The sequence below is a fragment of the Amycolatopsis regifaucium genome (assembly GCF_001613935.1).
GTDB classification, from domain to species: domain Bacteria; phylum Actinomycetota; class Actinomycetes; order Mycobacteriales; family Pseudonocardiaceae; genus Amycolatopsis; species Amycolatopsis regifaucium.
The window spans coordinates 272,351-297,350 of record NZ_LQCI01000050.1 but is presented as its reverse complement, the minus strand read 5'-3'; the positions used below and the strand labels follow the sequence as shown (position 1 = coordinate 297,350).

8 protein-coding genes are annotated in these 25,000 nt (G+C 70.2%); all 8 read left to right on the top strand.

Annotation, left to right across the window (positions count from 1 at the left end):
* Positions 1 to 190 precede the first annotated feature (190 nt).
* Complete coding sequence (locus AVL48_RS34010) at positions 191 to 12,382, top strand: non-ribosomal peptide synthetase (RefSeq protein ID WP_061981353.1); 12,192 nt, start codon at positions 191 to 193, stop codon at positions 12,380 to 12,382.
* Between the two features lie 40 nt (positions 12,383 to 12,422).
* Complete coding sequence (locus AVL48_RS34005; protein ID WP_061981354.1) at positions 12,423 to 17,999, top strand: non-ribosomal peptide synthetase; 5,577 nt, start codon at positions 12,423 to 12,425, stop codon at positions 17,997 to 17,999.
* Positions 17,996 to 18,205: an MbtH family protein gene (locus AVL48_RS34000; protein WP_061981355.1), complete on the top strand. Its 210-nt coding sequence runs from the start codon at positions 17,996 to 17,998 to the stop codon at positions 18,203 to 18,205. The genes AVL48_RS34005 and AVL48_RS34000 overlap by 4 nt, the downstream gene beginning before the upstream one ends.
* A gap of 165 nt (positions 18,206 to 18,370) precedes the next feature.
* A complete protein-coding gene (locus AVL48_RS33995; protein WP_061981356.1) occupies positions 18,371 to 19,546 on the top strand; it encodes a cytochrome P450 in 1,176 nt (391 codons plus the stop codon).
* A gap of 122 nt (positions 19,547 to 19,668) precedes the next feature.
* Complete coding sequence (locus AVL48_RS33990; protein ID WP_061981357.1) at positions 19,669 to 20,865, top strand: cytochrome P450; 1,197 nt, start codon at positions 19,669 to 19,671, stop codon at positions 20,863 to 20,865.
* A gap of 126 nt (positions 20,866 to 20,991) precedes the next feature.
* Positions 20,992 to 22,212, top strand: a complete 1,221-nt coding sequence (locus tag AVL48_RS33985; protein ID WP_061981358.1) for a cytochrome P450 — start codon at positions 20,992 to 20,994, stop codon at positions 22,210 to 22,212.
* Between the two features lie 61 nt (positions 22,213 to 22,273).
* The gene (locus AVL48_RS33980; protein WP_061981359.1) at positions 22,274 to 23,749 is read left to right on the top strand and encodes a tryptophan 7-halogenase; all 1,476 of its coding nucleotides are present in this window, start codon (positions 22,274 to 22,276) and stop codon (positions 23,747 to 23,749) included.
* A 57-nt stretch (positions 23,750 to 23,806) separates the two neighbouring features.
* Positions 23,807 to 24,997, top strand: a complete 1,191-nt coding sequence (locus tag AVL48_RS33975) for a glycosyltransferase (protein ID WP_061981360.1) — start codon at positions 23,807 to 23,809, stop codon at positions 24,995 to 24,997.
* The last annotated feature ends 3 nt before the right edge of the window (positions 24,998 to 25,000 follow it).

The window sequence follows — 25,000 nt, the reverse complement described above, 5'->3', positions numbered from 1 at the left end:
GATCATTGCCCTGCACCGGAAATAGCGCGGCTGGACATGTTGTCCGATAAGGCCGGGCAGGGGGATGATCCTGCTGCGGGGGATATTCCGCATACGACGTCGCCCTCCTCGAACCGGTTCGATGCCGGATCGAGGAATTCAAGCTGAGTTCTACGAACTTCAGGCCCTTTGCTGATCGAGGGAGACATTGATGAACCAGTCGCGGATTGAGGAAATCTGGCCGCTGTCGCCATTGCAGGCCGGATTGCTCTTCCACGCGGTTTACGACGGCGAAGGGCCCGACGTCTACATAGGTCATTGGATCCTGGACCTGGACGGCGCGGTGGACGCGGCCAGACTGCGCTCGGCGTGGGAAACGCTGCTGGCCCGGCATGCCCCGCTTCGGGCTTGCTTCCGGCAGCGCAAATCGGGTGAGACGGTGCAGATCATCACCAGGCAGGTGGACCTGCCGTGGCGGGAGGCCGACCTTTCCCATCTCGATGATCCCGCGGAGGCCGTGCGAGCACTGGCCGAGCAGGATCGGACGACGAGGTTCGACCTCGCGCAGGCGCCGTTGCTGCGGTTGACCTTCATCCGGCTCGGCGACCGCGCGTCCCGCCTGGTGGTGACCTGCCATCACACGATCATGGACGGCTGGTCGCTGCCCATCCTGCTGGACGAGATGTCGAAGCTGTACGCGGCGGACGGCGGCCCGCTGGAGCTGCCGGAAGTGACGTCGTACCGCGACTATCTCGCGTGGCTGGGCCGTCAGGACAAAGCGAAATCGCTCTCGGCCTGGACGGAACGGCTGCGAGGCCTGGACGAGCCGACCTTGGTGGTGGCCGCCGATCCGGGGCGGGCGCCGGCCGAGCCGGAGAGCGTCGAAATCGAGCTGCCGGAGCACGTCACGCGATCGCTGGGCGAGCTGGCCCGCGGCCACGGGTTGACGTTGAACACGGTGGTGCAGGGCGCTTGGGCACTGGTGCTGGCGCAGCTGGCCGGGCGCACGGACGTGGTGTTCGGGGCGGCGGTATCGGCGCGCCCGCCGGACCTGCCGGGGGTCGAGGGGATGGTGGGGTTGTTCCTCAACACCGTTCCCGTGCGCGTGCGGTTGCGCGGTTCGAGCCCGGTCATCGAGTTGCTGACGGAGTTGCAGCGGCAGCAGTCGGCGCTCATTCCCGACCAGTACGTCGGGTTGTCGGACATCCAGCAGGCGGCAGGCCCCGGCGCCGTCTTCGACACGTTGATCGTCTTCGAGAAGTTCCACCATGATTCCGGCGAACTGGGCTCCGCGGAGACTTTCGGCGTCGGAGTACATCAGGGCCGGGTGGCCGCCCATTATCCGCTCACGCTGGTCGCCGTCCCCGGCGAGACGATGTACTTCAAGCTCGACTATCTGACGGATCTCTTCGACACCGACGCCGCGCTCGCCATCGTCGAGCGCTTCACCGGGGTGCTGCGTCAGCTGGCGGACGCGGGCGACCTCACGGTGGCCGGCGTCGAGGTGGCGAGCGCGGCCGAGCGTGCCTTGGTGGTCGACGCGTGGGGTGTGGCCTCGCAGCCGTCGCCGAGCCGGTCGGCGCTGGAGCTGTTCGATGGTCAGGTCGAGAACCGCCGCGACGAGGTGGCCATCGTCGACGGCGATCGGACGATGTCGTACGGAGAACTCGCCGAGCGCGCCGAGCGGCTCGCCGGTCACCTGAACGACAAGGGAGTCCGGCGCGGGGACCGCGTGGCCGTGGTACTGGACCGGTCACCCGACCTGGTCGCGACCTTGCTCGCGGTGTGGAAGGCGGGCGCGGCGTACGTGCCGGTGGATCCCGCCTACCCGGTGGACCGCGTGCAGTTCATGCTGGCGGATTGCGGGCCGGCGGCGGTGGTGTGCGCGCAGACTTACCGGGACACCGTGCTGGACGTCGGCCTCGATCCGATCGTTCTGGACGATCCTCGGACGCGTACGGCGGTGGCGGAATCCCCGCGCCGGTCGGCGGGCACGAGCCCCGACGACCTCGCTTACGTGATGTACACGTCGGGTTCGACGGGGACGCCGAAGGGTGTCACCGTGTCGCACGGAAACGTCGCGGCGCTGGCCGGGCAGCCGGGATGGCGAGTGGGCCCCGATGACGCCGTGCTCTTTCACGCCTCGCACGCCTTCGACATTTCGCTGTTCGAGCTCTGGGTCCCGCTGCTGTCGGGCGCCCGCGTGGTGCTGGCCGGACCGGGTGCGGTGGACGGCGAAGCGCTGGCGGGTCAGGTGGCGGGTGGCGTCACGGCCGCGCACCTGACCGCGGGAGCCTTCCGCGTGCTGGCCGAGGAGTCGCCGGAGTCGGTCGCCGGGCTGCGCGAGGTGCTGACCGGTGGCGACGCGGTGCCGCTGGCGGCGGTGGAGCGCGTGCGGCGGACGTGCCCGGACGTGCGGGTGCGGCATCTCTACGGCCCGACGGAGGCCACGCTCTGCGCGACGTGGTGGCTGCTCGAACCCGGCGACCGGACGGGCTCGGTGCTGCCGATCGGGCGACCGCTCGCGGGACGGCGGGTCTACGTCCTCGACGCGTTCTTGCGTCCCGTGCCGCCGGGGGTGGCAGGCGAGCTGTACGCCGCCGGAGCCGGTGTGGCGCAAGGATATCTGGATCGTCCGGCGTTGACGGCCGAGCGGTTCGTCGCCGACCCGTTCGTGCCGTCCGGGCGGATGTACCGGACCGGGGACCGGGCGTACTGGACCGATCAGGGCACGCTGGCCTTCGCCGGGCGGGCCGACGACCAGGTGAAGATCCGCGGGTACCGGGTCGAGCCCGGCGAGATCGAGGTCGTCCTCGCGGGCCTGCCGGGTGTCGGGCAGGCCGTGGTACTCGCCAGGGACGAGCACCTGGTCGGCTATGTGGTCGCCGAAGCGGGGCGGGAGCTCGACCCGGTGTCGCTGCGCGAACAGCTCGCCGAGACGCTGCCCGAGTTCATGGTTCCGGCCGCGGTGCTGGTGCTGGCCGAGTTGCCGTTGACGGTCAACGGAAAGGTGGACCGGCGGGCACTGCCTGAACCGGACTTCGCCGCGAAGGCGGCGGGCCGGGAGCCGACCACCGAGGCCGAGCGAATCCTTTGTGGAGTGTTCGCCGAGGTGCTCGGCCTCGACCGGGTCGGGATCGAGGACGGCTTCTTCGAGCTGGGCGGAGACTCGATTTCGTCCATGCAGGTCGCCGCCCGTGCCCGTCGCGAAGGAATCTCCCTTACCCCACGGCAGGTTTTCGAGCACCGGACCCCGGAACGCCTCGCGGCCTTGGCGCGAGCGGCCGCCACGGCACCCCGCGCCGAGGTCGTCTCCGGCGTGGGAGAGATCCCGTGGACGCCGGTGATGCGCGCGCTCGGGGACGACGCGCTGCGCCCTGGTTTCGCGCAGGTGAGGGTCGTCGTCACCCCGGCGGGGTTGAACCTGGACGCGTTGGTGACCGCGCTGCGAGCGGTCCTGGACACGCATGACCTGCTGCGGGCCCGGGTGGAGCCCGGCGGTCGCCTGATCGTGCCCGAGCGTGGTGCGGTGAACGCGGCCGGACTGGTGACGCGGGTGGCCGCCGGGACAGGCGATCTCGACGAGATCGCCGGACGCGAGGTCAGGACGGCGACGGGCACGCTGGATCCGTCGGCGGGAGTCATGGCGCGGGTCGTGTGGATCGACGCCGGGGCCGCCGAGCCGGGCAGGCTGGCCTTCGTGGCGCATCACCTGTCGGTCGACGCGGTCTCGTGGGGCATCCTGCTGCCGGATCTGCGGGCGGCGTACGACGAGGTGGTCTCCGGCGGGACCCCTGCCCTCGAACCCCCGGCGACGTCGTACCGGCAGTGGGCGTTGCGGCAGGCCGAGCAGGCGCGCAGCGAGCAGACCGTGGCCGAACTCGAGGACTGGGTCGCCCTGCTGGACGGCGCGGACCCGGCCGTGGAAGCGGACACCGGACAGCACACCGGGCAGTCGCATTCGTGGTCCACGAGGCTGTCCGGCGGCGAGGCGCGCGCACTGGTGGGCCTTCTGCCGGGGGCGTTCCACTGCGGTATCCAAGACGTTCTGCTGGCGGGTCTCGCGGGTGCGGTGGCGCGCGTGCGCGGTACCGGCGCCGGGCTGCTGGTCGATGTGGAAGGACACGGTCGCGAAGCCGCCGACGGCGAGGATCTGCTGCGCACCGTCGGCTGGTTCACCAGCGTCCACCCCGTCCGCTTCGATTTGTCCGATGTGGACCTCGGGGCCGCCGGGCCGTTGCTGAAGACCGTGAAGGAACAGATCCGCGCGGTGCCCGGTGATGGATCCGGTTACGGGCTGCTGCGCCATCTCAATCCCGAGACCGCGGCGAGGCTGGCCGCGTTGCCGTCTTCGCGGATCGGGTTCAACTATCTCGGCCGGACCGTGCTCGCCCCCAAGGACAGCGCGTGGCAGCCCGTCGGGGAAGGGCCCCTCGGCGGTGGTCCGGACATGGTCCTCGCGCACGCCGTGGAGGTCAGCGCGGAACTTCAGGACACCCCGGCCGGACCCCGGCTGGGGCTGGCCATCGACACCCGGGATGCCGATCTCGCCACGGTGGAGCGGCTCGGGCAGGCCTGGCTGGAGATGCTGACCGGTCTCGCGGCCCTCGCCGAAGATCCCGGCGCGGGCGGCCACACCCCCTCGGACTTCGACCTCGTCGAGCTGACACAGCGCGACGTGGCGGAGCTTGAGGCCGCGGCGCCGGGGCTGACGGACATCTGGCCGCTGTCGCCGCTGCAGGAAGGCATGCTGTTCGAACGGGACTTCGACGCCGATGGGGTCGATGTCTATCAGAGCCAGCGGATCCTCGATCTTGACGGGCCGCTCGACGCGCGCCGCCTTCGCGAGGCGTGGAGCCGGGTGGTCGCCCGGCACGAATCGCTCCGGACCGGCTTCCATCAGCTGGGCTCCGGTGACACGGTGCAGGTCGTCGCGGGTGAGGTGGACGTCCCTTGGCGGATGGCGGATCTGTCGCACCTCGACGAGACGGCCGCGGCCGCCGAGGTCGAGCGGCTGCTCGCGGAGGATCAGGCCCGGCGGTTCGACGTGACCAAGGCGCCGCTGCTGCGGCTGCTGCTGATCCGGCTCGCCGCGGACCGGCACCGGTTCGTGCTCACGTCGCACCACGTCGTGCTGGACGGCTGGTCGACGCCGCTCGTGCTGGGTGAGGTGTCGATCGCCTACGCGGGCGGGCAGCTCCCGTCGACGGCACCGTCCTATAAGGACTACCTGGCGTGGCTGGGTGGTCAGGACGGGGAGAGGACCCGGTCGGCGTGGCAGGCCGAACTCGCCGGCTTGGCCGAACCGTCCCTTGTGGACGCTGACGCGGGCAAGACGATGGTGATGCCCGGGGAACACGCCGAATGGCTCTCCGAGGAGACGACGCGGGCGCTCACCGAGCTCGCCCGCGGGCACGGCCTGACGTCGAGCACGATCCTGCAGGCCGCGTGGGCACTGGTGCTGGCGCGGCTGACCGGCCGGACGGACGTGGTGTTCGGGTCGGTGGTGTCCGGGCGGCCGGCGGAGGTGCCGGACGTCGAGCGGATGGTGGGGATGTTCATCAACACCGTCCCGGTCCGTGTGCGGCTCGACGGCGGCCGTCCGGTGCTGGAGTTGTTCCAGGACCTGCAGGGCCGCCAGGCGGCGTTGACCGAGCACCAGTACCTGGGGCTGCCGGAGATCCAGAAGGTGGCCGGATCCGGCGCGGTCTTCGACACCATCGTGATGATCGAGAACTATCCGCACACCGCCGACGGCCTCGGCGACGACGGTGGCGTCGCGATCAGTTCGGTCGTGACCCGGACCGGCACCGGCTATCCGCTGACCATGAACGTCAGCCTCGGGAACCGTTTGCGGATCAACGTGTCCTACCGGCCCGACCGGATCGACGGCGAAACGGCCGCCGAGGTCGCCCGGCAGGTGGTCCGTGTCCTGGAACAGGTGGTGGCGCGGCCTTCGCTGCCGGTGGGCCGCCTCGGCGTGGCGAGCGGACAGGCGCGCGCTTCGGTGGTGGAACGCTGGAACTCGACGGGCGAAGCGGCCGACACGACGTCGGTGCTGGAACTGTTCCGGCGTCGGGTGGGCGCCTCGCCGGACGCGGTGGCGGTCGTGGACGGCGAACGCGCCCTGTCCTACACCGGCCTCGACCGCGAATCCGACCGGCTGGCCGGATATCTGGCCGCCGCCGGCGTGCGGCGCGGTGACCGCGTCGGCGTGATCATGGATCGCGGCGCGGACCTTCTTGTCGCCCTGCTCGCGGTCTGGAAGGCGGGCGCCGCGCAGGTTCCGGTGAACGTGGACTACCCCGCGGAGCGGATCGAGCGGATGCTGGCCGACGCCGGGGTGTCGGTCGCGGTCTGCCTCGAAGCGAGCCGCAAGGCGGTGCCGGACGGGGTCGAGCCGGTGGTCGCGGACCTGACGGCGATCGACGGAACGCGGCACGAGGCGCCGCTGGTGACGGTCGGCGCGCAGGACGTCGCCTACGTGATGTACACGTCGGGATCGACCGGGGTGCCGAAGGGGGTCGCGGTGCCGCATGGAAGTGTGGCGGCGCTGGCGAGCGACCCGGGCTGGTCGCAGGGCCCCGGCGATCACGTGCTGCTGCACGCTTCGCACGCGTTCGACGCCTCGCTGGTCGAGCTCTGGGTGCCGCTGGTCAGCGGGGCCCGCGTGGTGGTCGCCGAACCGGGCACGGTCGACGCGGAGCGGCTCCGCGACGCGATCTCCCGCGGCGTGACGACAGCGCACCTGACGGCGGGCGCCTTCCGTGCGGTGGCCGAGGAAGCACCGGAGTCCTTCCGTGGGTTGAGGGAGATCCTGACCGGTGGGGACGCGGTACCGCTCGCCTCCGTCGAACGGATGCGCCGGGCTTGCCCGGACGTGCGGTTCCGGCAGCTCTACGGCCCGACCGAAGGCACTCTCTGCGCCACTTGGCTCGTCCTCGAACCAGCGGCCGGAACGGGCGACACCTTGCCGATCGGCAGGCCGCTGGCCGGCAGGCAGGTCTACGTGCTCGACGCGTTCCTGCAGCCACTGGCCCCGAACGTGACCGGCGAGCTCTACATCGCCGGTGCCGGACTGGCACACGGTTACCTCGGCAACACCGCGTCGACCTCGGAGCGCTTCGTCGCCAATCCGTTCGGCCCGGGCCGGATGTACCGGACCGGTGACCTGGCGCGCTGGACGGAGCAGGGCGAACTGCTGTTCGGCGGGCGTGCCGACGCCCAGGTGAAGATCCGCGGCTACCGCGTCGAACCCGGCGAGATCGAGGCGGCGCTGACCGACGTCCCCGCCGTCGCGCAGGCGATCGTGGTGGCGCGGGAAGAACGTCCGGGCGAGAAGCGCCTGATCGCGTACGTGACCGCGGAACCGGGGCGGGAACTGGAATCCGACGCGGTCCGCGCGCACCTCGCGGCCCGGCTGCCGGAGTTCATGGTGCCGTCGGTGGTGCTGGTGCTGGACGGTTTCCCGTTGACGCTCAACGGGAAGATCGACCGCGCGGCCCTGCCCGCCCCGGAGTTCACGCCGAGGGCGGCCGGACGCGAACCGCGGACGGAGACCGAGCGGCTGTTGTGCGCTCTGTTCGCCGAGATCCTCGGGCTGGACCGGGTCGGCGCCGACGACGGTTTCTTCGAGCTGGGCGGGGACTCGATCCTCTCGATGCGGCTGGCCGCCCGCGCACGTCGCGAAAACCTCTTCTTCGGGGCGAAGCAGGTCTTCGACCGGAAGACACCCGCGGGGATCGCGGCGGTCGCCGAACACGGCGGACGGACGCGGGCCGAGGACGGCGAGGGCGTCGGAGAGGTCCCGTTGACGCCGGTGGTGCGGGCCTTGCTCGAACGCGACCCGCTCGGGCTGACCCGCGGCGGCATGGCGCAGTGGGTGATCGTGGACGTGCCCGGCGACCTTTCCGTGCCCGCGCTGGCGGCCGGGCTGGGCGCGGTGATCGACACGCACGACCTGCTGCGGAGCCGGCTCGTCGAGACCGAGGGCGACCTGCCCCGGCTGGTCGTGGCCGAGCGGGGAACGGTCGACGCGGTGACGCTGGTCGAACGGGTCGACGCCACCGCGGGCGACCTCGACGGAATCGCGAGCGACGCGGCGGCACGCCTGGATCCCGTCGGGGGCGTCATGGTCCGGGCGGTCTTGGTGGACGCCGGACCGGCGCGCTCCGGACGGCTCGTGGTGGCCGCGCACCACCTCGTGGTCGACGTCGTGTCGTGGCGAACCCTGCTGCCGGACCTGCAGGTGGCCTGTGAAGCCGCGATCGCGGGATTGCGGCCGTCGCTCGACCCGCCGGACGTCTCGTTCCGGCGCTGGTCGCGCACGCTGACCGCCGAGGCGGCGAACCGGACCGCGGAACTGGCGACGTGGACCGAGATACTCGGCGGGGCACAGCCGCGGCTGGGCGAACTCGATCCCCGGCGCGACACCGTGTCGACCGCGGGACGCCGGACCTGGACCCTGCCGGGGGAGCACGCGGGCACACTCGTGGAGAAGGTCACCTCGGCCTTCCACTGCGGTGTCCACGAGGTGCTGCTGGCCACCCTGGCGGGCGCGGTGGCAGGCTGGCGCGGCGGCACCGCCGTCGTGGTGGACGTCGAAGGCCACGGACGTCAGCCCCTCGGCGAAATGGACCTGTCGCGGACACTCGGCTGGTTCACCGACGTCCATCCGCTCCGGTTGGACACGACCGGCGCCGACCCGGCCGAAGTCATCGCGGGCGGCGCCGCGGCCGGTCGTCTGCTGAAGCAGGTCAAGGAGAACGTCCGGGCCGTCCCCGACGGCGGTCTCGGCTACGGGATGCTGCGCCGGCTCAACCCGGAGACCGCGCCGGTTCTCGCCGCGCTGCCGAAGGCGGAGATCGGGTTCAACTACCTCGGCCGCTTCTCGGCACGGTCCGACGGCGACGGCAAGCCTTGGCGGATAACGGGAATCGTCGGCGACGCGGCGGACGGGGACACGCCTTTGCGGCACGCCCTGGAAATCGACGCCGTCGTGGTGGACGGCGCGGACGGCCCCGAATTCAGCCTGACCGTGACCTGGGCCCGACGGATTCTCGGCGACGCCGAAGCGGACTCGTTCGCCGACGCGTGGCTGGCCACGCTGACCGGCCTCGCCGCGCACGCCGACGGCGGCGCGGGGGGACACACGCCGTCCGATTTCCCGCTCACCGCCCTGACGCAGCGGGAGGTGGCGGAGATCGAGGCCGCCGTGCCGGACCTGCTCGACATCTGGCCGCTTTCCCCGCTGCAGGAAGGTCTGCTGTTCCACACCGCCGACGAGGAGGGTCCCGACGTCTACGCGAGCATGCGGACCCTCGCCCTCGACGGTCCGCTGGATGTGGCCCGGTTCCGCGCGTCCTGGCAGGCCGTGCTCGACCGGCACGCCGCCCTGCGGGCGAGTTTCCACCAGCTCGGATCCGGGACGGCCGTGCAGGCGATCGCCCGCGAGGTGACGTTGCCCTGGCAGGAGACCGATCTGTCCCGGCTGCCCGAGGACGAGGCATTGGCGGAATTCGACCGCCTCGCCGCGGCACAGCACGCCGACCGGTTCGACTTGGCCCGGGGACCGATGCTGCGCCTGCACCTGGTGCGCCTCGGCGAACGCGAGCACCGGCTGATCTTCACGTCACACCACATCGTGGTCGACGGCTGGTCCCTGCCGCTGCTCGCCACCGGCGTGCTGACCGCGTACGAAGCGGGCGGTGACGGCCGGGCGCTGCCCGCCTCGGCGTCGTACCGCGACTATCTCGCCTGGATCGCCCGCCAGGACAAGGCGGCCGCCCACGAGGCGTGGCGGACCGAACTCGCCGGCCTCGACGAGGCGACCCAGATCGTGCCGCCGGAGTCGATCCTCACCCCGCTCGAACCCGACCGCGTCAGGTTCGAGCTCGGCGACGGGCCGAGCAGGCGCCTGGCGGAGTTCAGCCGCCGTCACGGGGTCACACCGAACACGCTCTTCCAGGGGATCTGGGCCCTGCACCTGGCCCGGCTGACCGGACGCCGGGACGTGGTCTTCGGCGCGGCGGTGGCCGGGCGCCCGCCCGAGATCCCCGGCGTGGAGGCCGCGATCGGCCTGTTCATGAACATGTTGCCGGTCCGGGCCCGTCTCGTCGGCACCGAGCCCGTCGTCGACATGCTGAAGAACCTGCAGGAGCGGCAGCTCGACCTGCTGCCGCACCAGCACCTCGGGCAGAGCGAGATCACCAAGTCCGCCGGCCGCGGCGCGGCGTTCGACACGATCGTGGTGTTCGAGAACTACCCGGCCCCGCCGCCCCGGCTCGACGGCTCCGACGCGCTCGTCATGCGGCCGGCGGGGAATTCGGACGACGACGGGCACTATCCGCTGTCCCTGCGCGCGTCCGTGGCGGGAGGCCGCGTCCACGGTGAAGTGATCTACCGGCCGGACGTGCTCGACCGGACCGGGGCCGAGGAGACGGTCGCGGCGATCCTCCGCGCGCTCGACCAGGTGCTGGCGCAGCCGCGGACGCCGGTGGGGCGGGTCGGCCTGATCGGCCCGGAGCAGCGCCGCCTGGTGGTGGACGAGTGGAATCGGACCGACGCACCGCTCACCGAAAAGACGTTGCCGGTGCTGCTCCGCGAACAGGCGGAGCGGACACCGGACGCGGTCGCCGTCGAAGACGCGGCGCGAAGCCTGTCGTACCGAGGATTGCTCAGTGAAGTGGAGGCGCTGGCGCGGCTGCTCTCCGGAGCGGGCGTGCGGCGCGAAGCCCGGGTGGGTGTACTGGTCGAGCGTTCGGTCGACCTCGCGGTGACCCTGCTGGGGGTCACCTTCGCCGGCGGCGCGTTCGTCCCGGTCGATCCGGACTATCCGCGTGACCGCGTCCAGTTCATGCTGGCGAACTCGGCGCCCGGGGTCTTGGTGTGCACGAAGGCGACCCGGTCGTTCGTGCCCGCGGAGTTCGCGGGCACGGTGCTGGTGCTGGAGGAGCTGCCCACCACCGACCCGGTCGCCGAATCGCCCGCGGTGGCACCGGAAGACGCGGCGTATGTGATCTACACGTCCGGATCGACGGGGGTGCCGAAGGGTGTCCTGGTCACCCACTCCGGACTCGTCAACCTCGGGTACGCGCACATCGAGCGGATGGCCGTGACGTCGTCCTCGCGCATCCTGCAGCTGTCCGCGATCGGTTTCGACGCCATGGTCTCCGAGCTCTACATGTCCCTGCTGGCGGGCGCGACCCTGGTCCTGCCCGACGCGGCGAGCATGCCGCCGAAGGTGACGCTGGGCGCCGCGATCCGGCAGGCGGGCATCACGCACCTGACGGTGTCGCCGAGTGTGCTGGCGAGCGAGGACGACCTGCCCGACACCCTGCGGACCGTGCTGACCGGCGGCGAGGCTCTCCCGGCCGCGCTGGTGGACCGCTGGTCACCGGGGCGCCGGGTGATCCAGGCCTACGGGCCGACCGAGACGACCATCTGCTCGACGATGAGCGCCCCGTTGTCCCCTGGACACGACGTGGTCCCGCTCGGCGGCCCGATCCACAACGTGCGGCACTACGTGCTCGACGCCTTCCTGCAGCCGGTGCCGCCCGGCGTGGTCGGCGAGCTCTACATCGCCGGTGTGGGGCTGGCCCGCGGCTACCTCGGGCGGCCCGGTCTGACGGCGGAACGGTTCGTCGCCAGCCCGTTCGCCCCCGGCGAGCGGATGTACCGCTCCGGCGACCTGTTCCGCTGGACCAGGGAAGGCCAGCTGATCTTCGCGGGCCGCGTCGACGCGCAGGTCAAGGTGCGTGGATACCGCGTCGAGCCCGCCGAGATCGAGGCCGTGCTCGCGGAACACCCGTGGGTGGGCCAGGTGGCGGTCTCCGTCCGCCGGGACGGGCCGGGCGACAAGCGGCTGGTGGCCTACGTCGTGCCGTCGGCGGACGCCGTCGCCGAGAACGGCACACTGGCTGCCGCGCTGCGGGAGCTGGCTGCGGAACGCCTGCCGGACTACATGATGCCCGCGGCGTTCGTGTCGCTGGAGAAGATGCCGCTCACCCCGAACGGCAAGCTCGACCACCGGGCGCTGCAGGCCCCCGACTTCGCCGCGATGGCTTCGAATCGTGCCCCGCGCACGCCCGTGGAAGCGAAGTTGTGCGACCTGTTCGCGGAGGTGCTCGGCCTCGCCCAGGTGGGGCCCGACGACAGCTTCTTCGAACTCGGCGGTGACTCCATCACCTCGATGCAGGTGTCGGTCCGCGCTCGCGCCCTCGGGCTGCGGCTGACCCCGCGGCAGGTCTTCGACGAGAAGACGCCGGAACGACTGGCGGCGATCGCACAGGAACTTCCGCCCGAGGAAGAGACCGTCGCTGCGCCGGAACCCGGCGGGGACACGCTCGTCGCCCTCTCCCCTGACCAGATGGACCTACTCGAGGCCGGGTTGGCAGGCGAATGACCGCCAGGCACTCGGGTACTCAGGCACTAAGGAGCACATTGTGACCGTTGACGACACTCGCGCGAAGCGTCGCTCCAGCGTGGAGGACGTCTGGCCTCTTTCCCCGCTGCAAGAGGGGATGCTCTATCACACCGCCCTCGACGACGAGGGTCGTGACACCTACACCGTGCAGACCGTCTACGCCATCGACGGACCGCTGGACGCCGCTCTGCTGCGGGCGTCGTGGCAGGCCCTCGTGGACCGGCATGCCGCGCTACGGGCGTGTTTTCGCTACGTCAGCGGCGCGCAGATGGTGCAGGTGATCGCGCGGGACGCCGAAATCCCTTGGCGGGAAACGGATCTCACCGGACTGCCCGAGGACGTCGCCGAGGGCGAGGTGGACCGGCTGGCCGCCGACGAAGCGGCCGAGCGGCTGCGCGTCGAGGTGGCGCCGCTGATGAAACTGCACCTGCTCCGGCTCGGCCCGGAGCGCCACCGGCTCGTGCACACCCTGCACCACGTGCTGGTGGACGGCTGGTCGATGCCGATCCTGCACCGTGAGCTCGCCACGATCTACGCGGCGGGCGGGGACGCGTCCGGCCTCCCGCCCACCGTGTCCTATCGGGACTATCTCGCGTGGCTGGGACGGCAGGACAAGGACGCGGCCAGGGCGGCCTGGCGGGCCGGGTTCGCCGGGCTGGACACCCCGACCACGGTCGCCGCGCCCGATCCGGCCCGCGTACCGGACATCCACACGACGGTGGTCGAGCTGTCCACGGAACTGACGGACGGTTTGGCGCGGTTCGCGCGGGGCAACGACCTCACGCTGAACACCGTCGTGCAGGGCGCGTGGGCCGTCGTGCTGGCGCAGCTCTCGGGCCGCGACGACGTCGTGTTCGGCGCGACCGCCTCCGGGCGGCCCGCCGACCTCGACGGGGTGGAAGCGATGGTCGGCCAGCTGCTCAACACCCTGCCGGTCCGGGTCCGGCTCGACGGCGGGAAACGCGCGGTCGACCTGTTCGCCCGGGTGCAGCGCGAGCAGGCCGCGCTCATGGCGCATCAGCACCTCGGCCTGCAGGACGTCCAGGCGGTCGTCGGACCCGGGGCGGTCTTCGACACCCTCGTGATCTACGAGAACTTCCCCCGCAAGGGCCTCGGCCGGACGTCGGACGGCGGACTGGCCCTGATCCCGGTGAAGCGGGGACGCAACTCGTCGCATTATCCGTTCACGCTGGTCACCGGACCCGGCGAGCGGATGCCGCTCATCCTCGACTACGACCGGAGCCTGTTCGACCCCGCGGCCGCCGAATCGGTCGTCGGCGCGCTGGAACGGGTGCTGGAGCGGCTGGTCGCCGAGCCCGACGTCCTCGTCGGCCGTCTGCCGCTGGTGAGCGACGCCGAGCGAGCCCTGGTGCTGGACGAGTTCAACGCGACCGACGGCCCGGTGCCGGGGGACTCCGTCGTCGAACTGTTCGCCCGGCGGGTGGCCGCGGCGCCGGACGCGGTGGCGATCACCGACGCCGCCGGTGCGGACCTGACCTACGCCGAGGTCGGCCAGGCGTCGGACCGGCTGGCCGGTTACCTCGCCGGTCACGGTGTCGGCCGCGGCGACCGGGTCGGCGTGGCCATGGAACGGTCGCCGGACCTGGTCATCGCGTTCCTCGCGATCTGGAAGGCGGGCGCCGCCTACGTCCCGGTGGACGTCGAGTACCCGGCCGAGCGGATCTCGTTCATCTTCACCGATTCCGGTGTCTCGACCGTCCTGTGCACCGAAGCCACGAGCGCGGTCGCGCCGGAGAACGCGATCGTGCTCGACGCGCCCGGAACGCGCGCGGCCGTGAACGACTGGGCCGCACCGGAAATCCGGCCGCACGCAGACGATCTCGCGTACGTCATGTACACCTCGGGATCCACCGGCCTGCCGAAGGGCGTGGGCATCCCGCACGGGGCCGTGGCCGGTCTGGCCGGTGACGCCGGCTGGCAGATCGGCGCGGGCGACGGCGTGCTGATGCACGCGACGCACGTCTTCGACCCCTCGCTCTACGCGATGTGGGTGCCGCTCGTCTCGGGTGCCCGGGTCCTGCTCACCGAACCGGGCGCGCTGGACGCGGCCGGGGTGCGGCAGGCCGTGCGCCGGGGCGCGACCTTCGTCCACCTCACCGCCGGTACCTTCCGCGCGCTGGCGGAAACGGCGCCCGAGTGCTTCGACGGACTGGTCGAAATCGGGACCGGCGGCGACGTCGTTCCCCTGCAGTCGGTGGAAAACCTGCGCCGGGCCCAGCCAAGTCTGCGGGTGCGCAACACCTACGGGCCGACCGAGACCACCCTGTGCGCGACGTGGCTGCCGATCGAACCCGGCGACGCGCTCGACGGCGAACTGCCGATCGGGCACCCGATGACCAACCGCCGGATCTACGTCCTCGACGCTTTCCTGCGCCCGGTCGCGCCGGGCGTGGAAGGCGAGCTGTACATCGCGGGGACGGGCCTGGCCCGCGGGTACCTGAACGCGCCGGGATTGACGGCGGGCCGGTTCGTGGCGTGCCCGTTCCTCGACGGCGAACGCATGTACCGCACCGGGGACCGGGCGCGCTGGACCTCGGGCGGCGAGATCGTCTTCCTCGGCCGCGCCGACGACCAGGTGAAGATCCGCGGCTACCGGGTCGAGCTCGGCGAAGTGGAGTCCGTGCTGGCCGCCCAGCCGGGAGTGGTCGAGGCCGTTCTCCTGGCGCGGGAAGACCAGCCGGGTGAAAAGCGCCTGGTCGGCTACTTCGTGTCCGACGGCACCGACGCGGGGCCGGAGGAGATCCGGCGGCAAATGGCACTGGTGCTGCCCGATTACATGGTCCCGATCGCGGTCGTCGCCTTGCCCGGTCTGCCCGTCACCCCCAACGGCAAGGTGGATCGCCGGGCGCTGCCCGCCCCGGATCTCGCGGGACGCTCCTCGGAGAAGGCGCCCGAGAACGAGACCGAGAAGGTGTTGTGCGCGCTGTTCGCCGAAATCCTCAGCGTCGACCAGGTCGGGGTCGACGACGCCTTCCACGATCTCGGTGGCAGTTCGGCGCTGGCCATGCGGCTCGTCGCGCGGATCCGTGAGGAGCTCGGCGCGGACCTGCCCATCCGGCAGCTGTTCTCTTCGCCGACGCCAGCGGGTCTGGCCAGGGCACTCGCCGCGAAGTCACGGCCCGCGCTGGAAGCCGTCCCGCGGCCGGACCGGCTGCCCCTCACCGCCCGGCAGCTGCGCGCCTGGCTGCTGGCGGATCCGAGCGGGGAGACGGCGGGCCTGCACACCTCGGTGACGCTGCGCCTGCGCGGAAAACTGGACGTGCCCGCGTTGACGTCGGCGCTCGGCGACGTCGCGGCCCGGCACGAACTGCTCCGCACGACCTTCCCCGGTGACGCGCAGAGTGTCCGCCAGGAGGTGCACGAGGCCTGGCCGGTCGAGCCGGCGGCGGTTCCGGTCACCGAGGAGGACCTCCCCGGCCTGCTCGCCGAGCGGCGCGGGTCGGACTTCGACCTCACCAGGGAAGTGCCGTGGCGGTGCGACCTGTTCGCGCTCTCGGACAAAGAACACGTGCTGCATCTGCAGATCCACCGGATCCTCGCCGACGACGACTCGCTGGACGTGTTCTTCCGCGACCTGGCGGCCGCGTACGGCGCGCGGCGCGAGGGCCGGGTGCCGCAGCGGGCGCCACTGGCCTTGCAGTTCGCCGACTACGCGCTTTGGGAGCAGCGGCTGCTCGAAGGCGGGAATGAGCCGGGCGGCCTGATCAACGAGCAGATCACCTTCTGGCGGGACAACCTGGCGGGTATCGACGAGGAGACGGTGCTTCCGTTCGACCGTCCTCGGCCCGCCGTCCCGTCCCGGCGGGCGGGCTCGATCGCGCTGCGGTTGGCCGCCGGCCCGCACGCCCGGTTGACGGAGGCGGCGGAACCGATCGGCGCGGAAACGCTCCAGCTGGTGCACGCCGCGCTCGCCATGCTGCTGATCAAGTACGGGGCGGGCCACGACGTGGTGATCGGCACGACGCTGCCGCGGGACGAGGAACTCTTCGACCTCGAACCGATGATCGGGCCGTTCACCCGGCCGCTCGCGCTGCGCACGGATCTCTCGGGGGATCCGACCTTCCTGGAGGTCGTCACCCGGGTTCAGGAAGCCTTCCAGGCCACGGAACAGCACCTGGACGTGCCTTTCGAGCGGATCGTCGAGCTGCTGGATCTGCCTGCCTCGCTCTCCCGCCACCCCGTGTTCCAGGTGGGACTGCGGGTGGACGAGGAGGACATCGACGGGTGGTCGGCGGCGGAACTGCCTGCCCTGCGCACCAGCGTCGAACCCGGCGGGACCGGGGCCATGGAGCTGGATCTCGCGGTCGAGCTCACCGAGCGCTTCGACGACGATGACGAAGCGGGCGGCCTCGAAGGCGCGCTGCACTACGCCGTCGACCTGTTCGACGAGGCGACGGCCGAGTCGGTGGCGCGGCGGCTGGTCCGCGTCCTCGAACAGGTGGCGGAGGACCCCCGGCGGCGGATCAGCGACCTGGACCTCTTCCTGGACGACTTCGAACGCGGTCGTCCGCCCATCGCACCGGCGCGCTGGGCCGGGGACGTGCCCCAGGTGGTCGCCGACCTCGCCGGGGACAGTCCACTCGGCGCGCTCCTGCTGGACGATCGGCTGCGTCCTGTCGCTCCGGGCGCCGTCGGAGATCTCTACGTCACCGGTCCCGCTGTGGACGAGGGACCGGCCGAACTGCCGACCGTGTCCTGTCCGTTCGGGGAGGCAGGGCACCGGATGCTGCACACCGGTCTCCTCGCCCGCAAGACTCCTGCCAAGACCTTGGTCGTAGTGGGCGAACGGCGGCGAGCGAGCGCTTCGGTGAAGACGGGTGACTTCGAGATCCTGTTGCCACTGCGGGTCAGCGGTGACCGCCCGCCCCTGTTCTGTGTCCACGCGAGCGGCGGACTGAGCTGGAACTACGAGCCGTTGCTGCGCTACCTCCCGCAGGATCAGCCGGTCTACGGCGTGCAGGCGCGCGGACTGGCCCGCACCGAACCGTTGCCGGGCAGCGTCGAGGAAATGGCCGCCGATTACCTGGCGCAGATCCGTGCCGTGCAGCCCGAAGGGCCGTATCACCTCCTCGGCTGGTCGCTCGGCGGCCGTATCGCGCAGGCGATGGCCAGGTCGCTCGAAGCGGAAGGGGAGCAGGTCGGCCTGCTCGCGCTGCTCGACGCCTATCCCGTCTACATGGGCCGCAAGACGACCGGTGCCGCGAGCGAAGAAGCGGCCCTCTCGAAGCGGAATCAGGCGGATCTGGATCTCGCGGGGCAACTGGTCAAGGGAGAGGCCGCCCGGGCACGGCTGGAGGCGGTCATGCGCAACCTCTGGGAGATCGGGCCGCGCCACACCTCTTCGCCCTTCGCCGGGGACATCCTGCTTTTCATCGCCACGGTGGACCGTCCCGAGCATTTGCCCGTATCGGTGGCGAAAGCCAGCTGGAAGGAGTTCACCAGCGGGTCCGTCGAGGCCCACGAGATTCCGTCCAACCACTACGACATGGTGCAAACCGCGGCGCTGGGCCAAATTGGAGCCATCGTCGCCGAGAAACTCCGGCACCGCCCGGAGGGTGAAAGGACACAACGATGACCAACCCCTTCGACAACGAAGACGGTTTCTTTTTCGTTCTGGTCAACGACGAAGGACAGCACTCCTTGTGGCCGTCCTTCGCGGAGGTGCCCGCCGGTTGGACCCGGGTGCACGGCGAGGCCACCCGGCGGGAATGCCTCGCCTATGTCGAGGAGAACTGGACGGACCTCCGGCCGAAGAGCCTCATCCAGGAAGCGAACGCCTGAGAGAAGGTGTCCAGCCGCTCAACGCGGACGGTTGGACGAGCGCGGTAGCCAGGTCGCGAAAGCCACTTTCGGGACGTCAGATGTCTCGAAAGTGGCTTTCACGACCCGCCCCTGCGTCGCCCTCCCCTAATTCATCGGCTGGACGAGGCGAAAGGACCTTGTGCGGTGTTCGAGGAGAACAACGCCCTCCGGGGCACGGAAATACACCGGAGAGACCGATTCGATCCGGGGCCGGAGTTGCGTTCCCTGATGAGCGAAGGCCCCTGGTCCATCTTGGAGGACAAGCATTCCCCCGACGGACGGACCGGGTGGCTCGCCACCGGGTACGACGAGATCCGGCAAGTTCTCGGCTCGGACAAGTTCAGCGCCAAGCTGCTCTTCGGCGGGACCGCGGCCGGCCGGATCTGGCCCGGCTTCCTCGGTCAGTACGACCCACCGGAGCACACGCGCCTGCGCCGGATGGTGGCGTCCGCGTTCACTTTCCGGCGGATGCAGGCCTTCCGGCCGCAGATCGAACTGATCGTCAAGGCCACCCTGGACGACGTCGAGGCCACCGGTGGCCCGGTGGATTTCGTCCCCCGCTTCGCGTGGCCCATCGCTACGACGGTGATCTGCGACTTCCTCGGCATTCCCCGTGACGATCAGGCGGACCTGTCCCGCGCCCTGCACGCCAGCCGGTCCGAGCGGTCGGGTAAACGGCGCGTGGCGGCGGGGAACAAGTTCTGGACGTACATGGGCCAGGTCGCGGCCAAGACCCGCCGCGATCCCGGTGACGACATGTTCGGCGCGGTGGTGCGCGACCACGGCGACGAAATCACCGACGCGGAACTGCTGGGAGTGGCCGCGTTCGTCATGGGCGCGAGCGGCGACCAGGTGGCTCGCTTCCTCGCGGCGGGCGCGTGGCTGATGGTCGAGAACCCGGAACAGTTCGCTCTGCTCCGGGAGAAACCGGAGACCGTCCCGGAGTGGCTGAACGAGGTGGCCCGCTACCTCACCAGCGACGAGAAGACCACTCCGCGCATCGCGCTGGAGGACGTGCGCATCGGCGATCAGCTCATCAAGGAGGGTGATGCCGTCACCTGCTCCTTGCTGGCCGCGAACCGCCGGAAGTTCCCCGCCGAGGAAGACCGGTTCGACATCACCCGGGAAAAGCCCGCGCACGTCACGTTCGGGCACGGCATCCATCACTGCCTCGGCCGTCCGTTGGCCGAGATGGTGTTCCGGACGGCCATTCCGGCGCTGGCACACCGTTTTCCGACGCTCAAGCTGGCGGAGCCGGATCGAGAGATCAAACTGGGCCCGCCGCCGTTCGACGTGGAAGCCCTGCCGCTCGACTGGTAGCGGCGTCGGTACAGGTGGTCGTGAGTGGCGATTCGGGTTAGAACCCGAATCGCCACTCACGACCAACGGTACCCACTCCTCACCTGTGTCCCCTTCTCCGCCGTAGCAAAGGAGTTTTCCCGTTGAGCGAGGATGACCCGCGGCCGCTGCACATTCGCAGGGACGGCTTGGATCCGGCGGACGAGCTGCTCGCCGCCGGATCGTTGACGAGGGTCACTGTCGGATCCGGCGCGGACGCCGAGACCCACTGGATGGCGGCCACGCACGCCGTCGTCCGGCAGGTGATGGGCGACCACAAGCAGTTCAGCACCCGGCGCCGCTGGGACCCGCGCGACGAGATCGGCGGGAAGGGCATCTTCCGGCCGCGTGAACTGGTCGGCAACCTGATGGACTACGACCCGCCCGAGCACACGCGGCTGCGCCAGAAACTGACTCCCGGCTTCACCCTGCGCAAGATGCAGCGGATGCAGCCGTACGTCGAGCAGATCGTGCACGGCTGTCTCGACGAGATGGCGGAAGCGGGATCCCCGGCGGATCTCGTCCCGCTCCTCGCCGAGAAGGTGCCCGGTGCCGTGCTGTGCGAACTGATCGGCGTGCCGAGGGACGACCGGGACATGTTCTTGAAGCTCTGCCACGGACATCTCGACGCCTCACTGAGCCAGAAGAGACGGGCGGCGCTCGGTGACAAGTTCTCCCGCTACCTGCTGGCGATGATCGCCAGGGAACGGAAGGAACCGGGCGACGGGATGATCGGGGCGGTCGTCGCCGAATACGGGGACGACGCCACGGACGAGGAGCTGCGAGGCTTCTGTGTTCAGGTGATGCTGGCCGGCGACGACAACATCTCCGGCATGATCGGGCTCGGTGTACTGGCGATGCTGCGGCATCCCGAGCAGATCGCCGCGTTCCGCGGTGACGACCAGTCGGCGCAACGGGCCGTCGACGAACTGATCCGGTACCTGACCGTGCCCTACAGCCCGACACCCCGTATCGCCACGCAGGACGTCACCATCGGGGGCCAGGTGATCAAGCGGGGCGAGAGTGTCATCTGTTCGCTGCCCGCGGCGAACCGTGACCCCGCCCTGGTGCCGGATCCGGAGCGGCTCGACGTCACCCGCGACCCCGTCCCGCATGTCGCGTTCGGGCACGGCATCCACCATTGTCTCGGCGCCGCGTTGGCCCGCCTCGAACTGCGCACGGTCTTCACCGCCCTGTGGCGGCGTTTTCCCACACTGAGGCTCGCGGATCCCGCACAGGACACCAAGTTCCGCCTGACCACTCCCGCGTACGGAGTGAGCGAACTGATGGTCGCCTGGTGATCGGCGGTCCCGTCCACCCGGGCCGCTGGACGTCCCGCCTGATTACGGGTGGAATTGGGGCGTCGGCGTGTTCGGGTCGATAAAGCCGAACGGTCATTTCCGGTCAATCAAGGAGCTTCCATTCGGATGGGGCACGGTATCGATCAGGTCGCGCCACTCCTGCGGGAGCCCGCGAACTTCCAGCTGAGGACGAACTGCGACCCGCATGAGGAGAATTTCGAACTCAGGGCGCACGGCCCGCTGGTCCGGATAGCCGGCGATTCGTCGGCACAGTTGGGCAGGGACTTCGTCTGGCAGGCCCACGGCTACGACGTCGTCCGCCGGATATTGGGCGATCACGAGAATTTCACCACGCGGCCGCAATTCACCAACGCGAAATCCGGGACACACGTCGAAGCCCAGTTCGTCGGGCAGATATCGACTTACGATCCTCCCGAGCACACCCGGCTGCGGAAAATGCTCACGCCGGAGTTCACGGTCCGGCGGATCCGCCGGATGGAGCCCGCGATCCAAAGCCTCGTCGACGATCGTCTCGACCTGCTGGAGGCCGAGGGATCGCCCGCGGACCTCCAGTCGCTGTTCGCCGACCCGGTCGGTGCCTTCGCCCTGTGCGAACTGCTCGGCATCCCGCGGGACGACCAGCGCGAGTTCGTCCGGCGGCTCCGGCGGAACACCGATCTGAGCCGCGGTCTCAAGGCGCGGGCGGCGGACAGCGCGGCGTTCAACCGGTACTTGGACAACCTCATCGCCCGGCAGCGCGCGGATCCGGACGACGGGTTCCTCGGCATGATCGTGCGCGAGCACGGCGACAACGTCAGCGACGAGGAACTGAAGGGGCTGTGCACGGCGCTGATCCTCGGCGGTGTCGAGACCGTCGCGGGGATGATCGGTTTCGGGGTGCTCGCCCTGCTGGAGAACCCCGACCAGATCAAGGTGCTCTTCGAAGGCCCGGAACGCGCTGATCGCGTCGTCAACGAACTGGTGCGTTATCTGTCTCCCGTGCAGGCGCCGAATCCACGTCTCGCCATCAAGGACGTGGTCATCGACGGACAATTGATCAAGGCGGGGGATTACGTCCTTTGCTCGGTCCTGATGGCGAACAGGGACGAGGCGTTGACGCCGAATCCCAATGTTCTCGACGCGAATCGTGCCGCGGTGTCGGACGTCGGATTCGGGCACGGAATCCATTACTGCGTCGGCGCGGCCTTGGCGAGGTCGATGCTGCGGACGGCGTATCAGACCCTGTGGCGGCGATTCCCGGGCCTGCGGCTGGCGGTGCCCATCGCGGAAGTGAAATACCGAAGCGCGTTCGTCGACTGTCCTGATCGGGTTCCAGTCGTCTGGTAGCACGACCCGGGGGTGAAAACCAGCCTCCGCAATTTGACACTCGATAGAGGAATGGTGGGAGATGTCGGTCGAAGACTTCGATGTGGTGGTGGCCGGTGGCGGACCGGGCGGTTCGACCGTCGCCACGCTGGTGGCCATGCAGGGCCATCGGGTGTTGTTGCTGGAGAAAGAGGTTTTCCCGCGATACCAGATCGGCGAGTCGCTGCTGCCTGCCACGGTGCACGGCGTGTGCCGCATGCTCGGCGTCTCCGACGAGCTGGCCAACGCCGGTTTCCCGATCAAACGGGGCGGCACGTTCCGCTGGGGTGCCCGGCCGGAGCCATGGACGTTCCACTTCGGCATCTCCGCCAAAATGGCCGGTTCGACGTCGCACGCCTATCAGGTCGAGCGGGCGCGCTTCGACGACATCCTGCTGAAGAACGCCAAGAGCAAGGGCGTGGTCGTGCGGGAAGGCTGCTCGGTCAACGACGTCGTGGAAGACGGTGAGCGGGTCACCGGTGCGCGCTACACCGATCCCGACGGCAACGAGCGTGAAGTGTCGGCGCGGTTCGTGATCGACGCGTCGGGCAACAAGAGCAGGCTGTACTCGAAGGTCGGCGGATCGCGGAACTACTCGGAGTTCTTCCGCAGCCTCGCGTTGTTCGGCTATTTCGAGGGTGGCAAACGCCTGCCAGAGCCGGTCTCGGGGAACATCCTGAGCGTCGCCTTCGACAACGGCTGGTTCTGGTACATCCCGTTGAGCGACACGCTGACCAGTGTCGGCGCGGTGGTGCGCCGGGAGGACGCCGACAAGATCCAGGGCGACCGCGAGAAGGCGCTGAACGCCTTGATCGCCGAATGCCCGCTGATCTCGGACTACCTCTCGAACGCGACCAGGGTGACGACCGGCAGGTACGGCGAACTCCGGGTCCGCAAGGACTACTCGTATCAGCAGGAGAGCTACTGGCGGCCGGGGATGATCCTGGTCGGCGACGCCGCGTGCTTCGTGGACCCGGTGTTCTCCTCCGGGGTGCACCTGGCGACCTACAGCGCGCTGCTCGCGGCCCGGTCGATCAACAGCGTCCTCGCGGGTGATCTGGACGAGAAGACCGCGCTGAACGAGTTCGAGTCGCGCTACCGCCGCGAGTACGGCGTCTTCTACGAATTCCTCGTGTCCTTCTACCAGATGAACGTGAACGAGGAATCGTATTTCTGGCAGGCCAAGAAGGTCACCCAGAACCAGAGCACCGACATCGAATCGTTCGTCGAGCTGATCGGCGGCGTGTCGTCCGGGGAGACCGCGCTGACCGCGGCCGATCGGATCGCCGCGCGCAGCGCCGAATTCGCCGCGGCCGTGGACAAGATGGCGGCGGGCGACGGTGACGACATGGTGCCGATGTTCAAGTCGGCGGTGGTCCAGCAGGCGATGCAGGAAGCGGGCCAGGTCCAGATGAAGGCACTGCTCGGCGAGGACGCCGAACCCGAGCTGCCGCTCTTCCCCGGCGGCCTGGTGACTTCGCCCGACGGGATGAAGTGGCTGCCGCACCACCCGGTGTGAGCCGCTGCCCGTCATGAGCCCACGGTGGCCGAGGACCTACGAAACAGGGGATGCGAAATGCGCGTGCTGATCTCGGGGTGTGGATCACGCGGAGACATCGAACCGTTGGTGGCCTTGGCCGTCCGGTTGCGAGAACTCGGTGCGGAGGCACGGATGTGCCTGCCGCCCGACTACGCGGAACGGTGCGCCGAGGTCGGTGTGCCGATGGTGCCGGCCGGGCCGGCGGTACGAGCGGGGGCACGCGGGCCGGGGGAACCGGCGCCGGGGGACCCCGAAATCGTGACCGATGTGGTCGCCGAATGGTTCGGCAAGCTTCCGGCGGCCGCCGAGGGTTGTACGGCGGTGGTGACGACCGGTCTGCTGCCCGCCGCCGTCGCCGCGCGGTCGGTGGCCGAGAAGCTGGGCGTCCCTTACCGCTACATCGTGCTGTCCCCGGACCATCTGCCGTCGGTGCACAGCCGGGCGGAGCTGGACATGTACAACGAGGGCGCTTATGGGCTCTTCGGTGACACGGTCAACGAAAAGCGGGCCTCGCTCGGCCTGGCGCCGGTTAAGGATCTCTTCGACTACGGCTACACCGAGCGGCCCTGGCTGGCGTCGGACCAGGTTCTGGCGCCGCTGCCGTCGTCGGACTCCGGCACTGTCCAGACCGGTGCGTGGATCCTGCCCGACGAACGGCCCCTGCCTTCGGAGCTGGAGGCGTTCTTGGCCGCCGGGCCACCGCCGGTCTACGTCGGTTTCGGCAGCTCGTCCGGTGCCAGGACCGCCGCTGCCGCGAAGGTGGCCGTCGAGGTGGTCCGCGCACAGGGCCACCGGGTGGTGCTTTCCCGTGGTTGGGCCGATCTCGCCCTGCCGGACGAGGACGACGGCTGCTTCGCCGTCGGCGAGGTGAACCTCCAGGAGCTGTTCGGCCGGGTGTCCGCCGCCATCCACCACGACAGCGCGGGCACGACGTACGTGGCCATGCGAGCGGGCATTCCCCATGTCGTCGTGCGTCGCGTGGTGGACAACGTGGTGGAGCAGGCGTATCACGCCGACCGGGTGGCCGCGCTGGGTGTGGGGGTGGCGATCGACGGGCCGATCCCGGCCGCCGATTCCTTGTCGACCGCGCTCACCACGGCCCTGTCGCCGGAAATCCGGGCGCGGGCGAAGGCGGTGGCGGACACGATGCGCGTCGACGGGACGACGGTGGCCGCGGGACTCCTGTTCGACGCGGCCGGCGTCGAGAAGCCGGTCGTGCCCGCATGAACG